At 58.9% G+C, this 13,668-nt stretch carries 16 protein-coding genes; 4 read left to right on the forward strand and 12 right to left on the reverse strand.

Features of this window, described 5'->3' with window-relative positions:
* A partial coding sequence (locus tag QMC91_RS06895; protein WP_300237087.1) for a S8 family serine peptidase occupies positions 1-1,341 on the reverse strand: 1,341 nt, incomplete at its 3' end.
* A gap of 198 nt (positions 1,342-1,539) precedes the next feature.
* Complete coding sequence (locus QMC91_RS06900; RefSeq protein WP_300237089.1) at positions 1,540-2,280, reverse strand: cohesin domain-containing protein; 741 nt, start codon at positions 2,278-2,280, stop codon at positions 1,540-1,542.
* A gap of 419 nt (positions 2,281-2,699) precedes the next feature.
* On the opposite strand from QMC91_RS06900, the gene QMC91_RS06905 reads away from it, so the two are divergent.
* Positions 2,700-3,680, forward strand: a complete 981-nt coding sequence (locus tag QMC91_RS06905) for a DUF1616 domain-containing protein (RefSeq protein WP_300237091.1) — start codon at positions 2,700-2,702, stop codon at positions 3,678-3,680.
* On the opposite strand, the gene QMC91_RS06910 is transcribed toward QMC91_RS06905, so the two are convergent.
* From QMC91_RS06910 to QMC91_RS06940, 7 genes are read right to left on the reverse strand one after another with little or no spacing between them, the layout of a single operon-like run.
* Entirely contained in the window at positions 3,661-4,419 is a 759-nt protein-coding gene (locus QMC91_RS06910) for a hypothetical protein (protein WP_300237093.1), read from the reverse strand. The two genes, QMC91_RS06905 and QMC91_RS06910, sit on opposite strands and share 20 nt — an antisense overlap.
* Positions 4,416-4,703, reverse strand: a complete 288-nt coding sequence (locus tag QMC91_RS06915) for a hypothetical protein (protein WP_300237095.1) — start codon at positions 4,701-4,703, stop codon at positions 4,416-4,418. Before QMC91_RS06915 ends, QMC91_RS06910 begins: the two co-directional genes overlap by 4 nt.
* A complete protein-coding gene (locus tag QMC91_RS06920) occupies positions 4,703-5,938 on the reverse strand; it encodes a DUF58 domain-containing protein (RefSeq protein WP_300237097.1) in 1,236 nt (411 codons plus the stop codon). Before QMC91_RS06920 ends, QMC91_RS06915 begins: the two co-directional genes overlap by 1 nt.
* A 3-nt stretch (positions 5,939-5,941) precedes the next feature.
* The gene (locus QMC91_RS06925; protein ID WP_300237099.1) at positions 5,942-6,916 is read right to left on the reverse strand and encodes a MoxR family ATPase; all 975 of its coding nucleotides are present in this window, start codon (positions 6,914-6,916) and stop codon (positions 5,942-5,944) included.
* The gene (locus QMC91_RS06930; protein ID WP_300237100.1) at positions 6,913-7,722 is read right to left on the reverse strand and encodes a DUF4350 domain-containing protein; all 810 of its coding nucleotides are present in this window, start codon (positions 7,720-7,722) and stop codon (positions 6,913-6,915) included. The genes QMC91_RS06925 and QMC91_RS06930 overlap by 4 nt, the downstream gene beginning before the upstream one ends.
* Before the next feature lie 3 nt (positions 7,723-7,725).
* Entirely contained in the window at positions 7,726-9,315 is a 1,590-nt protein-coding gene (locus QMC91_RS06935; RefSeq protein WP_300237102.1) for a DUF4129 domain-containing protein, read from the reverse strand.
* On the reverse strand, positions 9,312-9,578 hold the full coding sequence (locus tag QMC91_RS06940) for a hypothetical protein (protein ID WP_300237104.1): 267 nt from the start codon (positions 9,576-9,578) through the stop codon (positions 9,312-9,314). Before QMC91_RS06940 ends, QMC91_RS06935 begins: the two co-directional genes overlap by 4 nt.
* 1,147 nt (positions 9,579-10,725) lie before the next feature.
* On the opposite strand from QMC91_RS06940, the gene QMC91_RS06945 reads away from it, so the two are divergent.
* Together QMC91_RS06945 and QMC91_RS06950 are read left to right on the forward strand one after the other, a co-directional pair.
* The gene (locus tag QMC91_RS06945) at positions 10,726-10,977 is read left to right on the forward strand and encodes a hypothetical protein (RefSeq protein WP_300237106.1); all 252 of its coding nucleotides are present in this window, start codon (positions 10,726-10,728) and stop codon (positions 10,975-10,977) included.
* A 29-nt stretch (positions 10,978-11,006) separates the two neighbouring features.
* Entirely contained in the window at positions 11,007-11,204 is a 198-nt protein-coding gene (locus QMC91_RS06950; RefSeq protein WP_300237108.1) for a hypothetical protein, read from the forward strand.
* Positions 11,205-11,325: 121 nt separating this feature from the next.
* Here QMC91_RS06950 and QMC91_RS06955 read toward each other — a convergent pair whose 3' ends face one another.
* Entirely contained in the window at positions 11,326-11,934 is a 609-nt protein-coding gene (locus QMC91_RS06955; protein WP_300237110.1) for a hypothetical protein, read from the reverse strand.
* 164 nt (positions 11,935-12,098) lie between these two features.
* Here QMC91_RS06955 and QMC91_RS06960 point away from each other — a divergent pair, with 164 nt between their 5' ends.
* Positions 12,099-12,356: a hypothetical protein gene (locus tag QMC91_RS06960; RefSeq protein WP_300237112.1), complete on the forward strand. Its 258-nt coding sequence runs from the start codon at positions 12,099-12,101 to the stop codon at positions 12,354-12,356.
* Between the two features lie 2 nt (positions 12,357-12,358).
* Here QMC91_RS06960 and QMC91_RS06965 read toward each other — a convergent pair whose 3' ends face one another.
* Both QMC91_RS06965 and QMC91_RS06970 read right to left on the reverse strand, forming a co-directional pair.
* Positions 12,359-13,153 carry a protein-glutamate O-methyltransferase CheR gene (locus QMC91_RS06965; protein WP_300237114.1) on the reverse strand — a complete coding sequence of 265 codons (795 nt, stop codon included), beginning with the start codon at positions 13,151-13,153 and terminating at the stop codon, positions 12,359-12,361.
* A gap of 37 nt (positions 13,154-13,190) precedes the next feature.
* Positions 13,191-13,667, reverse strand: a complete 477-nt coding sequence (locus QMC91_RS06970) for a chemotaxis protein CheW (protein ID WP_300237181.1) — start codon at positions 13,665-13,667, stop codon at positions 13,191-13,193.
* Position 13,668 lies beyond the last annotated feature (1 nt).

Raw genomic sequence — 13,668 nt, forward strand, 5'->3', positions numbered from 1 at the left:
CGAGGCGCCCTGCCCCGTCCCGGTGAAGGTGAGCAGGGTATCCCACTCTCCGGTCTCCTGGTTGTAAACCTCGACATAACCGTAATCCCAGTCATCCTCGATGTCGTACCAGGAGGTGATCTGGAAGGTGGCCGACTCCACCCCGGTCAGGTTGAACTCCCGTGTCAGGGTGTTATAAAGATAATTGTCTGACCCCGACCACCACACATGGTCGCTTGCGTTGAGCGAGGGGTTCTCTATACGGAGCGTCCAGGTACCCGGAACGAGCGGAGCATCCCCGATGTACTTCACCATCCCCACATAGGTGGGCACCGGAGTATCCCACCAGTCGCAGTCCACACCCGGGTAGACCGTCCCATCAGGCTTCTTCATGGTGACCTCAAGCCCGGAATAGAGCGGTGCCTCCACCTCGACAAACATAAAACCAGGGTCAAACCCATCGTTCGCATTTACAACGGGGATCTCAATCTCGATGCCGGAGGTATTTATGGCCTGGTAACCTCCTCCGTCATCGGAAAACCCGATGCTCCCACCGCTGTAAGATATGACATCCGCCCCAAGTTCCACGGCACGCTCAAAACCGCGGATGATGGTAGAGGTGTTCGCTGTCCCATACGAGTTGAAGACCTTGATCCCGATCAGGTCAGCGCCTGGCGCAACCCCCGTCTTTGTCCCGGATGCACCCGTCCCGGCGATTGTCCCGGCACAGTGGGTGCCGTGACCGTGATCGTCATACGGGTGCGGAAGGCCGTTTACAAGGTCATCCCACGCGACCACCTTACCTGCAAGGTCAGGGTGGTCGGCATAGATCCCGGTGTCAACAACGGCCACGGTCACCCCGGTGCCGTTAACCCCGTTCTCCCAGACCTCGGGCGCCTCGATCCAGTCCACGCCCCAGGCGATATCCTCTGAGGACGTCGACGGTGGGTTTATGTAATCGATCACCTCGCCCGCAGGTTTGTAGAAGTTGATGCCACGCTCGCCCTTCTCCGAAGGGGCGGCGGCATCGATGGTAACAACCCGGTCAGGTACCACCATGGCAACGTCACTTCGGGCAGCGATCTTTTTCACTTCCTCAGGGCTGAGGGTAGCGGCAACGGCATTCACCGACCATAGCGGTGTCACATCTGCAGCGCCCATCTTCTCCAGGGTCGCTATCACGTCTCCCTGAGACTGATCGGCAAATGCCGCAAGTTCAGCAGGCCCCGCGCTGGCGGGGGCCTGCTCTTTCATCACGATTATCACATGCTGCGCCTCACCGGTGAACGGTGCAGCAGACGCAGCCCCTACCAGAAGCAGGGAAAGCAGAATGAGGTGTAGCATAGCACGCACGGCAACCACATCTACGTGATTGAAACACCTTATTGGTATTAAAACATTTCATTCACCGAGCGTGAGCATCTCCACATGGGGCAACCACCATGTTCTTTTAAGAAGCGTTAATTCACCTCAAAAATAGTGCAGCAAACCCTGGCCAGAATACCGGCGTCACTTCCGCATGCACCCCCCCGGGCATTACATTCTATAAAAAGGGTATGGTTATCGTCTGTAAAAGATACAGAGCGCAAACGATATAATAAGGGCAACGACGGTTACAACCGTGGAGAGAGGCACTGGTGCAGGGGTTGCCGCGGTTTCATCACCCTCACGAGTTTCAGTGGTGGTCACCACAGTTCCAGAGGTCACGGTCTCACCAGCTCCGGGTGGCACGGAGGTCACCACAGATGCAGGTGTCTCACCAGTTCCAGCAGTCACGGTGGTGGTCGCCGCAGGTGCCGGCGTGGAGATCTCACCACCCCCACCGCCACCGCTCGTTACCGCCGTCGCTGTGCCGGCAGTAACCCCGCCTGCGGCAACGCTCTCAAACGCGATCGAAGAGAACGCCGGGAAATCGCTCCAGCGGGCATCTTCGAGTGTCAGAGAACTGGACCCACCCCCCGCCACCGAGAAGGCCACCTCCACCACCGCTGTCGGGGACGGTATATTGACCGGGTCAGGGAAGATCACCAGCACCCTGGCCCGCCCCGCTTCGTTTGTGTTTACGGTCATCGAGGCACCGGCATACGCGGGCGCCAGCTGAATCCCGTCAAGAGTCACAACAGCTGGGTCATACCGGAGATCGAACTGAACGCTTGTGGCCTGAGAGATGCCCGAGACCATCACAGGCAACCATGTCCCGTCCGCCGACCCGGAAGGCGCCTCAAGCAGGGATGCCGCCTGCACGCCGCCCACAAGGGAGACGCAGAGTAAGAGGAAGATTGCAATGGTTCTTGTTTGCATGATATAACACCATTGTGCGAGCGTATAAAAAATCTGCTGCTATGAACGAGGCACGTCGAGGATGGATCCAGCGAGCAGATTCACTATCCAGATATGTTCCAGACTCAATTGCGGTTGGAGAACGATGCCTGGGAAAACATAATTACATCACTACCATAGGAGCCCTAGGTGAATGGTCACACAAGAGACGTCTTACACGAAGAGGAAAAGACAGTGGATTCTCGTCGGGAAACCATCCAGAAATCCCGTTCACCCAGCAACAGGTATTCCAGCGTGCCATGCCACCTACCCATGGATAAACCTCCGGCAGGTATACAGTCTCTCCGCGAAGCCACCACAGACACAGACCGCGCAACACCCCCTATCGCTCTCGCAATCTTGATACTTCTACGGCACAAAGAGACCTGAACGAATGACCCATGGACACCCCTGAAGAACAGCCCCTGATCGCACAGGCCGCCGGGGAGATCCCCGGTGACCTGGTCGCGGTCGTCGTCGCGTGCATTGCGACCATACTTTGCGTCTACGTCCCGATTTTAAACGAGAGTTTCCTCCGGATCGTCTTCGGCGTGGCGATGGTCCTCTTCATCCCCGGCTACGCCCTGATCGCCGCGCTCTTCCCGGCGCGGGACGACCTTGACGGTATCGAGCGGGTCGCACTCTCTTTCGGGCTCTCGATCGCGGTCGTCCCTCTCATCGGGCTCGGGTTGAACTACACACCCTGGGGAATCCGGCTCGACCCCATCCTTGCATCGCTTACCCTCTTCACCCTGGCGATGGCCGCCGTCGCCTGGTACCGGCGCCTCCTCCTCCCGCCTGCCGAACGGTTCCGCGTCCCTGCCCGGGAGATGGTTGCTGCCGCTTGGGCCGAACTCTACGACCCCGGGGCCTCCCCTCTCGACCGTGCGCTCTCGGTCATCCTGGTGATCTCGATCGTCGCGGCAGTCGCAACAACGGTCTATGTCATCGTGGTGCCAAAAGAAGGAGAGCACTTCACCGAGTTCTACATCCTGGGGCCGGGTGGGAAGGCCGCCGATTACCCGACCGATTTCCCGGCCGGCTCAATCCAGACGGTGATCATCGGTGTAGGAAACCATGAGTACCGTAACATCACCTACACCATCGAGGCCCTCCTCCTCAACCAGACGTTTGATACCCGTACAAACACCTCGACCATCCACGCCGTCGAACCGCTGGACAGGTTCAGCCTCACCGTCCCCCACAACGAGACCCGTGAGGTTCTCTGGAACTTCTCGGTCGCCTCCACCAACTACAACCGGCTCGAGTTCCTGCTCTTCAACGAGACGGTACCGGACGACTCGGTCACGGGCAGCGACCGGATCAACGCAAGTTACCGCGACCTCCACCTCTGGATCCGTGTCAGGCCCCGGGCCTCGTGATCACCCGGAGCGTCCCCCTCTTCTCATCGACGCTGACGTGCTCGATCTTTGTCGGCTCCCCCGTCCCCAGGGCAACGATAGAGGCGATCAGGCTGCAGACCGGGCAGGCAACCATCGTGCAGCACTTCGGCGATGCCGCCCTGACCGCCCCACAACCAGGCATAAGACGATAGCCAGCGAGGGTGACGACGATACTCTCGCCGTCGCGAACAGCCCTGGTCTCATCCGCAATCTCGAGGAGGTCGTCACAGACCTCGGTTATGCAGGCAAGGAGCCCGGCCACCTCACCCGGGACCTCTAGGGCGTGCTTCTTCCGGAGTCGCTCGAGGAGCGGGGCGCAGGTAGGGGTGATCCGGACGGCACACGACCCCTCCTCTGTTATGAACGAGTAGTCGTCATCGGTTACCGCCGGGAGTCTCTCACCGACAGGGATGACCTGGACAACCGATCCATCCTCACGCGGGACGAACCGGCCGTCACCCTGAACCCCGAGGTCGGCGCAGAGGGTCGCGATATTGACCGTCCCCTGGGCTGGGAGGAGAGCAAATAGCCCGGGGTCCAGGGGTTCGCCCTTGTAGAGCGCGAGCAGGAATACCCCTGCGATGAAACACCCGGTGCCCGCCAGGACAAGGGTTGCCGTGGTGATATCCCCCCTACCGGCGATGGTTGCAAGGATCAGGAGAACGGCGGCCGCGACGATGAGGAGAAAACCTCCCAGGTATGGGTTGTTCCAGTTCATGCCTCACCCCGCGCCATGAGGCTGAGTCGGTAATCGTAGAGGCTGAGAGCGAGGTATCCGCAGACGAGCACGGCTACCAGGACCAGGAGAGCGACAACGCCACCGAGAACAACAGTAGCAGCAAACAGGGCGGTGGCAACCGCATAGACAGGGTAGCCCCGTCGGTCCTCAAGGTACAGTGCCAGAACGATGACCTGGATTATAAATGCAGCGACGATGTTCCCTGCGGCGACGACCAGCACCTCGCCGGCACAGAGGAGAAGGAAACGCCGGTCAACCTCCATCAGATCACCTCCATGGCGTCTACGCCCGGGATTCCAGCGGTCATACCGGCGGGGGCAAAGACAACGACCCGCATGCCCCTGACCTTTGCCTCCCCGACGACCTGGACGAGGTGGCTCCTGTCCCCCGGCGGGAGGAGAGAGTATACGCGGAGTTCCATGGCGTCCGCCAGGGCGAGCGCCTCCCGCACCACTGCCGCAAAAGGTGATCCGCTCTCCCGTACAAACGCCGCCAGGACGGCGCCAGGCCTCTCCCCGCAGGCTGTCTCCCTGCTGATACCCCGGGCGCGGGCCGCAAGAACGGCCGGACCCGGCGCCCGGTAGAGCGAGAGCCGGGGCTCGGTGGGTTCAAGCCCGGCAAGGGCGGAGAATGCATCCCTCACCTCCTCCGTCCGCGGTATGAAACGAACGATCTCCGGGCCGGCAATCACCAGGATGGAACAGCCATCACGGGACGTGATCGCAGCCTCGACTGCACCCGAGACAGCCGCCATGAACCGGACAAAGGTCTCCCGGTCATCTGCCCTGGCCGGAAGGTCAACCAGTATCAGCGGCGCTCCACCTTCAAGCCCGGTCAGCTGCCGCACGTAGTAGGTGCCGCGCCTGGCGGTGATCTTCCAGTCGATCTGCGCGGGGTCATCCCCTGCCACGTAGGGCCGGAACCCTCTGACGCTCTGCCCTGCAAGTGCCGTCCGGCGGTCGACCTCGACCTCCCCGCCTCCAGTCCCCTTACCGCCGCCGTCAACAGACCTCGTCCCCGCCGGAAAGACGCGGATGTACGGGCTACGCAACCTCCGGTCGATAAGGTCACGGGAGAAGAAGGTGTCCCTCGCGGAGACCACAACCCCCCCAAACGAGGTCTCCCCGGGCGCCATTACCCGGATCGTGTAGGTCGCCGTTCGACCGGGTGGATAGAATGGTGGTTCAGCGGTTGCAACCGCCGGGGGGATGTCGCGCAGACGAACCTCCACCCCCTGCGGAATGGTGCAGTCGGCCCGCACCATGACAGTCACGGTCGCCCCCTGCCGGAGGATCGTCCGCTCGACAGTCCGATCGACCGAAAGAGTGTTGATGACAACTGCAAGATCCCGCTCAAACCGCCAGCCACGCCAGAGGAGGAAGATGGCCAGGGAACCGGCGGCCAGGGCCGAGGCAGGATTGGCAACCAGTATCGCGACAACGGTGAGCGCCAGGGCAAGGGCCGCAACGCCCTCTGCCGTCCGGGTCGGCCGGATCATGCCTCAGGACACCTCGACGCTCTCCAGGATCTCGTTGACGATCGAGTCCACCGCCAGGCCGGTGATCGTCGCTTCGCGGGTGAGGAGGAGGCGGTGCCGAAAGACCGGGAGGGCGAGTACCCTGACATCGTCAGGGATGACATAATCCCGACCGTTCAGGGCTGCCAGGACCCTCGAACCCCGGACGAAGGCTATCGATGCCCGGGAACTCGCACCGAGCCTGATGTCGCTGTGCAACCGTGTGGCAGCGACAAGGTCGCGTATGTAGGTCATGACCGACTCATCAATCCGGATCTGCCGTACGGTTTCAGCCATCTCCGCCACGTCCTCTGGGGTGATGATCGGTCTGATCCGGTCGTGGTAGATACTCCAGTTCAGTTCCCCTGCCCGCTCCCGCCGGATGACCTCGAGCTCGTTCTCCGCATCCAGGTGCGTCAGGACGGCGCTGAACATGAACCGGTCACGCTGCGCCTCGATCATGGGGAACGTCCCCTCGGCCTCGTGGGGGTTCTGGGTTGCAATGACAAAGAATGGTTGGGGAAGGGGGTAGGTCAAACCGTCAATAGTCGCCTGGCCCTCGCTCATCGCCTCAAGGAGCGCGCTCTGGGTCTTCGGGGTGAGGCGGTTCATCTCGTCGACCATGAGGAAGTTTGCAAAGATCGGGCCTTTCTGGAGGATAAACTCGCTCGTATTCTGGTCATAGACCCGGACGCCGATGATGTCTGCCGGCTGGACATCCACAGCACCCTGTATGCGCTTGAAGTCGTAGCTGATCAGTCTCGCAATGGTCTTGCAGATGGTGGTCTTCGCCGTCCCGGGGACGCCCTCGATCAGGAGGTGACCGCCGCTGATCATGGTGACAAAGATCGCCCTGATGAGATGCTGGTTCCCGACGACCATCTGGCGGGTGGTCTCCTCGACGGTTCTGTAGGTGTTTGCAATCTTTTCGATGCGTTCGGTCAGGTTGTTGTTGTTCATTCTCTCTTCCTCCCAAACCGCCAGGCAACCGGCAGGATGGCCAGGGCGGCCAGGGCGGCCACGGCCGGCGGTCTCTCCTCTATCCAGGTCAGGGTGTTGATGATCGGGTTTCTGCTGCCGGTTCTGCTGTGGACGGCGTCGATCTGGACCGGCTGAAGGTTCTCTATGAACTTCGTGTTCTCGGGGAGCATGGCATTGATAAATAAGCTTGCATCGCCGAGAACTATGAGGTTTCCCTCACGGGCGCATACAACACGCCGCCCGAAGGTCTCGCCCTCACCCACGTGGCCGTCACCGTCGATGTCGTCCCAGGTAAAGACCGATGTCTCGACGAGAGGTTCGCCACCCTCGACCGCCGCAGGACGGTTGAGGAGGACGGTCTCGACCCCGGCAAAGAGGGTGTCATTCTCGACGACGTAGCCCTTGAAGAGGCCGGGGTGGGCATAATCACGCTCAAGGCTCGAGAGATTCCCCGGCCTGACGCGGATCTCACTTTCCAGGTCAACGAGGAGAGGGTTTGCAGCCCCCTCCTCGTCGGCGATGATGATACGACCACCGCCGTCCAGAAACGCCCGCAGGTAACCGACCTCAGCAGCTGTGAAGGGCCGGTCGGGCGCGAGGATGAGGAGGGTTGAACCGGGGTCGAGGCGCGAGAGGTCGCGGACGTCCTCCGCGGGGAGATTGGATGTGCCGTTCCAGCCGATGTTGTGCCGGCTGAACTCCTCGGTGGTGGTGGTGATGTGGAGGTAGAGTGCACCGCCGGCCAGGAGGAGGACGAGGATGACCACCCAGGTCTCACGCTGCATCAATCACCCCCTCCCGAGTGCTTCCCGCTCCATCGAACGGAGTTCTTCTTCTGTGGGGACCTCTCCTGCATAACGGATCCGTTCGTAGCGCTCAAAGAACGCGGCGTGATCGGGGGCGAGCCTGGCGCACTCCCGCGGCGTCTTTGAGGCGGGGATGCCGAGCCTCTCACGGAGAGCCCGGAATAGGAGGGTTGCGGCTTCCCGCGGCGGGAGGCCTTCGATCTCCACCGACGGAACCGTTTCTGCAATCTCCGGCGGCGGTTCGATATCGGGCTCTTCCTGGACTGGATGTTCCTCCGGCAGGCCCCGCCGCCGGATGTACCAACCGGCACCGAGCGCGGCAGCAATGGCGGCGATGAATGGGAATGGCGAGAGCCCCTCGCCCCTGACCTGGAGGGTCTCAACCTGGCTCCTGGAGGAGTTCAGGGGGTAGCCTGCGGCGTTGAACTCCGCCCGGATGGTGTGCTCCCCCCCCGTAAGGACGAGCGTTCTTGCGTATGTGCCGTTGCCGTCGGTCTCTGTGCTGATGAGCGTCTCGCCGTCCACACGGAGGAGGACCGGAGCCTCCAGGACAGGCCGGCCATCCTCCGTTGTGAGGTTTCCGGTGCAGGCAACGGCCGTCCGGTTCACCTCCACGACGGCAAGGCTGATATTCGTGTCCGCGGCCAGGACGTCGAATGTCGTGACCTCAGAGAAGATGGTAGCCGCGGTGGCGTAGACCAGGTGCGGTCCTGCCAGGACACGACCTATCCTGTAGGGGTATTCGTAGGTAGCGTTGCCATCGAGTGTGGTGTTTCTGGCGATCCTGCTGTCGATGTAGATCGTGACCGGGGTTCCGGGAATACCACCCCCATACGTCCCGTTGATGGTGAGGTTCTCCCCGTAGCGCCCCTCGCGGGGTGTGATGGAGATGGTGAGAGGAGAGCGGGGGGCACCTGAAGATGTCCCGTTCCCTTCCTGCCACTCCTCCGCAGCGCCGACGACCTCATCCAGGACATCAACACTCTCCTCATAGGAGGTAGCGTTCGCGCCGTAACGCGTGGCGATCCTGGCCGTCTCGGGCTCACGGTTCGCGTAGGCGGTGTAGGTCTCTTTCATCTTCTGCCGCAGGGCCTCGCCTTCGTAGATTACCGCCATCCGCTGGTCTCCATCCAGAACCTCAATCTCGAGGCTTTTTAGTTCGTCAAGCCGCTGGCTGTCGTTCAGGAGCGCCGCCATGGCCTCCTGATTCTGCCGGTTGCTCTTCTGGAACTCGGCGATATCGGTCTCCGAGAGGTCGAGTTTGACGACAAGCCGGTCAAACTGGCTGGAGAGTTCCGAATACCGGGCGAGGTCGCGTTCGGCGCTCTCGTAGTCTTTGACCTTGATCGTGAGGGCGAGAGTCCCCGTATGACCCAGGAGTTCATCCATCAGGGGGACGACGGATGCAGCATCGCCCGGAGAGCGTTTCTCGATGGTCGACGGGTCGGCATGGGCGGCGGTCGATATGTTCTCCGCTGCGTAGAGGACGGGGTCGACCGCTTCTCCGGCAAGGAGGAGGATGAGCAGAACGGCTGCCGCCGCCAGGATGATATGGGACGCCCGGGGTCTCATGCAGCAATGATCTCCAGGATTTTCTCTGCGACGATGTAGGCGAAGATAGCAACCTCCACGACGATAAGGTAACCGATGTAGCGCATGTAGCGCGGCCGCGAGAAGGCTCCGTCGATCAGGACGGCGACAACCAGGAGGCCTATCAGCGAGAGAACGAAGAATACCTCAAGGTCAAGCGTCCGATTGAGGATCATAAAGAATGTGACTATGATAAGCCATACCGCAAGCACGGCCGCTGCATAGTATTTCTTCGCACCCGCCATTGTGATAAATTGTGGCGTTTTTGATAGATAATAATATTGAAAACCTTCAGCCCCATGAAGCGAGGATCTTAAAGCAGGGGGGCGGCGACAAGAATTGGGAGAACCCGGTAAACGCTCCCGGCAGAGACCGTCGCCAGAATTCAGTCGATGGTAAAGTAGCAAAGCAGTCCTGCTAATCGCCGGGCAAATTTCACCCCCCCGCGGATAATCGTTGATCCTGATTCGGGGGGTCTGGACCACCACTGGAGCGGGTAGAGGAGGAACACCTCACCAAACATGTAAACGCCCTGCTCAAATCACACCGTGGCTCTTCAAAAGAGAAATGGATACTATCCGGGCAACATGATAACCAGCCCCCTCCAGAACCACCTGGATCTTCAGCCTTATTTTGCCGTTATATCCACACTTCAAGGCTCAAAGATCGCTCCACTTGTAAAACTACACTCGCTCTGTGGCCTGATATTAGATCCTGGTAGTTTAAAATCGGAAACACGGGGGAGACTCCGGAGAAGACCCATGCACGGCCATCCCTGGTTGGTGGGGATGGTCAGCGAAGGCGGTTCGACCTGAATGCAGGAGACAGGGCGATTCTCCATCCGATACACTGTCCTGGAGGGTGTCTTTCCGGATCGTCTCGCTCACGCTCCCCTGAACACGGCCATCCCTGCTATCGCCACCCACTGCCCGCCCCCTCGCAGGGGGCGGGAGGAGGCCGCGATAGCGGCCGGGTGGTGGGGGTGTTCTACATCAAGGGAAAAGAGTGTCTGTGTGACACGAGAATTATGCTATTATTTTCCGGATAATTGTAAAAATACCGCTGTTGTGAGTGTACTTCTGGCGGGGGTGACCATTACACCTGGCGTTAAACAGAAGACGAAGACTCAGAGGGTGACTGAATGGTGAAATCTGGAGGAGTCTGATGGTACTTCATGAGGATGTGAGACAGAGATGGATATTTGAGCCTCCCCGCTATCTGACTCCCGGATGGAAACACTCCTTGAGGAAACACTCGACCGAGGGATGATCCTCCATGAAACTTAAGAGACTCAAAGAAATCGCACACCATCAACGAGATTAGCCGCTTTCGATAGGGAAGTTTTATAACGATCCAGGCAAAAACAAACCCTCACCACGGGGGTGAGAACCGATGTCAGCGAAGAAACCTATCACGGAGAAATACAGCGAGGCCCAGAGGAGGATCCTGCACCACCTCAAGGCAGGGTTACGTGCAGGCAAATACTACTTCAAGTCCAAGTATATCGCACTCGATCTCGGCCTCTCTCCAAAAGAGGTCGGCACCAACCTTGCCATCCTCTCTGAGATCTGCGACGACCTGGATATCAAGCGCTGGAGTTACTCAAACAGTACCACATGGCGGGTGACCCCTCGCCCATCATAATTTAATCCTGAAAAGCTCACTCTTTCTGTATGAAGATCGTGGAGTTTGAGGCAAACATCGAGTTTGTGGCAAACATCAATGAGCACAAGGACTGTCTCATGTCCCAGGACAAGAACTACGAGAACCCGGAAGTGCTCTGGTTCAACATCGACGTCCCGAAAGGTCACGGTGTACGGGCCGGTGACCGCGTCCGGGTGACAGTTGAGAAGATCCAGGACTCCTCGTAGCAGCAGCCACAGGTTATCCTAACCTCGCTCTTTTTGACACCATACCTGATCAAAGGACAGCCTGGCGCACGATTTGACCCCCTTCAAAACCCCGGCAGGCCTCCCGGAGCACTTTACGGCTTTACCCTGTAGCCGGCAGATACTCAGGGAGCGTCTCCAGGGTGATGCGATATGAATCGACATTGTCCACACTTACTATGAGATAAAACTCCTTTCCCCCCCTCTCGACATTTCTGATGATCTTCCCAGGATACTGGAGTTCAGCCCCTTCAACTATCGTCCCGCTCTCAAGTTCAACAAGAGCCATCCGGAAGTGTGCCGCCTCGGGCCTCACCGTTGCAGAGACGCTGCAGTTAAGCCTCCAGACCGAATATGGCACGTAGAACGTCTCCGTGATCCCGCCCATGCTCTCCTCTATATAAGCAAACGGTATGGCCCTGTCAGGTCCCTTCCAGGGGGGGTCGGAACTCCCATACCGGGTAAGGTTCTCCGGGAGGTAGCAGACGGGATAGTCCCAGACGTTAGTGGTATAGGTGATCCTGAACGGTTCAGGCAGAGAGATGGTCGATCCCGGCGTGGGGGTCGGTGTGGTGACGATAGGTGTGGGCGTCGGAACAGGGATCTCCTGGATCCCTGACCCCGGCTCCCCTGTCGGCGGCCGAAAGATGAGTGCTACCGCGGAGACGATGATCAGGGCAGCAATGATACTGAGGAGATCGCCTTTGTCCACAGATTTAAGAGGGTGTAGACATTAAAAAGACCTTCGGGTTTACCACACGGTAGCAACCGATTCGAGCCCCCAGGATTCGGAGCAGTATCAACCTCATCTCAGAATATAGAACGTGAAACGTAAGCGTTAATATCTGGGCCACACCAGCGTCTTGATGGAGGAGCATGGACGTCACTGAAGTGCGCACCTGGGTGATCTTTTACCTGCTATCGTTTGTGGTGCTCCTTGTGGCAACATTCATCACATCCCGGGGCAGCCAGCTCTGGATCAGTCTAATGCTCATCATCATCGTCGTCGGTGTAAACCTCTTCCTGCTCGCCAGCGAGTTAAAGCGCTACCAGGCGAGGAGAGCGTTCCTGGAACGGATCTCAAAGATGGTCAGGGATAGTGAGACAGAAGATGGCTCCGTCCCACCAAGATAGGTTCAGGCGACCTTCCTGAAGATCTTCTGTGCACTGTTATATGGCACAAAAAGGTGTTCAACCTCTCTTCCAAGGTACTCAGTCTTGCCCATGACGTAGTAACCGCCATCAGCAAGTGCAGAGTAAAACAGATGCGTAAGATCGTTCTTCTGCTTCTCGGTAAAGTAGATGGTGACGTTTCGACAGGTTACAATGTCCAGGTAGCGGGCGACCGGCTCCCCTGACATCAGATCGTGCTTACGGAACCTCACAAGGCTCTTGACATGAGGGCGGACCTCGAACGTCCCATCATCATGGCTGATAAAGTGCTTGCGGATCCTCTTTTCATCCACGTTCTCAAGCGCTTTAACATCGTAAACCCCGGCCATGGCTTTCTGGAGAGCAACGGCGTCGATATCCGTCGCATATATTGTCACACCGATATCCTTACGAAGGGCAAGCAGTTCGTGAACCAGTATGGCTATCGAGTAGGGCTCCTCACCTGTGGCACAGCCCGCACACCAGATCTTTATCGAGTCCCTGCGACGTGCAAGATCCGGCAGAATCTCCCGGCGTAGCACCTCGAAAACCTCCGGGTCGCGGAAGAATTTGGTGACGTTTATGGTTAGAGCATTACGAAGGAGTTCATGCTCCTGTGGGTTTGCCAGCAGGTAGCGATGGTAAGCCTCAAAATCAGCGGTGTTTGTAAGGCGCATCCGGGAGAGGAGACGCCGTTTTATGTAGTCTTCCTTGTAGTTCGAGCACTTTATACCGAGCAACCGCTCGATGGTCTTCTGGAGCGAGGCAAAGTCATCCATGGGGCTGTTTCACACTCGTGCCGGCATGCCCGGTCTACTAAGCGCTCTGATAGTTTCCAAGATCGTTGATCACCTTCTGAACATCAAGCCAGATTATGAGATTCTCCGTCTTTGCGCTCTCTGCATCCCCGATCTTGATGATCGCCTTGATGTAGGAGCTGATTGATGAGGTGATGCTATCGTTGATCCGCTCGATCTGATCCTCACGTACGGATATGACGCTATGAACGTCATCGACGATTATACCAACATTCGACCCGCCGGCCACCTCCGGCATCAGTACCACAATCTTCCGGTTCTCAGAATCTCCGGAACCGGGGAGGCCTAGAAGGTTGCGCAGGTCGATTATGTTTGTGATCTCGCCTCTGAGGTTGATGATGCCCGCAAGGTAGCCGGGTGCACGGGGAAGGGGGGTGATCGGCATCATCTCCACGATCTCCCGCGCAATCTTGATGTCCAGTGCATAGTGCTCCTTCCCGAGCTGGAACTCCACCACATCCACGGACGCTGCCATC

The organism is Methanoculleus sp. (assembly GCF_030019085.1).
Taxonomy (GTDB): domain Archaea; phylum Halobacteriota; class Methanomicrobia; order Methanomicrobiales; family Methanoculleaceae; genus Methanoculleus.

What these genes read in the sequence shown, in the direction of transcription:
- QMC91_RS06940 (WP_300237104.1), bottom strand. Translation starts at nt 9,578, where the DNA reads ATGGCGGGTGCGAAGAAATACTATGCAGCGGCCGTGCTTGCGGTATGG.
- QMC91_RS06960 (WP_300237112.1), top strand. Translation starts at nt 12,099, where the DNA reads ATGGACGTCACTGAAGTGCGCACCTGGGTGATCTTTTACCTGCTATCG.
- QMC91_RS06965 (WP_300237114.1), bottom strand. Translation starts at nt 13,153, where the DNA reads ATGGATGACTTTGCCTCGCTCCAGAAGACCATCGAGCGGTTGCTCGGT.
- QMC91_RS06935 (WP_300237102.1), bottom strand. Translation starts at nt 9,315, where the DNA reads ATGAGACCCCGGGCGTCCCATATCATCCTGGCGGCGGCAGCCGTTCTG.
- QMC91_RS06900 (WP_300237089.1), bottom strand. Translation starts at nt 2,280, where the DNA reads ATGCAAACAAGAACCATTGCAATCTTCCTCTTACTCTGCGTCTCCCTT.
- QMC91_RS06970 (WP_300237181.1), bottom strand. Translation starts at nt 13,667, where the DNA reads ATGGCAGCGTCCGTGGATGTGGTGGAGTTCCAGCTCGGGAAGGAGCAC.
- QMC91_RS06925 (WP_300237099.1), bottom strand. Translation starts at nt 6,916, where the DNA reads ATGAACAACAACAACCTGACCGAACGCATCGAAAAGATTGCAAACACC.
- QMC91_RS06950 (WP_300237108.1), top strand. Translation starts at nt 11,007, where the DNA reads ATGAAGATCGTGGAGTTTGAGGCAAACATCGAGTTTGTGGCAAACATC.
- QMC91_RS06920 (WP_300237097.1), bottom strand. Translation starts at nt 5,938, where the DNA reads ATGATCCGGCCGACCCGGACGGCAGAGGGCGTTGCGGCCCTTGCCCTG.
- QMC91_RS06945 (WP_300237106.1), top strand. Translation starts at nt 10,726, where the DNA reads ATGTCAGCGAAGAAACCTATCACGGAGAAATACAGCGAGGCCCAGAGG.
- QMC91_RS06930 (WP_300237100.1), bottom strand. Translation starts at nt 7,722, where the DNA reads ATGCAGCGTGAGACCTGGGTGGTCATCCTCGTCCTCCTCCTGGCCGGC.
- QMC91_RS06910 (WP_300237093.1), bottom strand. Translation starts at nt 4,419, where the DNA reads ATGAACTGGAACAACCCATACCTGGGAGGTTTTCTCCTCATCGTCGCG.
- QMC91_RS06915 (WP_300237095.1), bottom strand. Translation starts at nt 4,703, where the DNA reads ATGGAGGTTGACCGGCGTTTCCTTCTCCTCTGTGCCGGCGAGGTGCTG.
- QMC91_RS06905 (WP_300237091.1), top strand. Translation starts at nt 2,700, where the DNA reads ATGGACACCCCTGAAGAACAGCCCCTGATCGCACAGGCCGCCGGGGAG.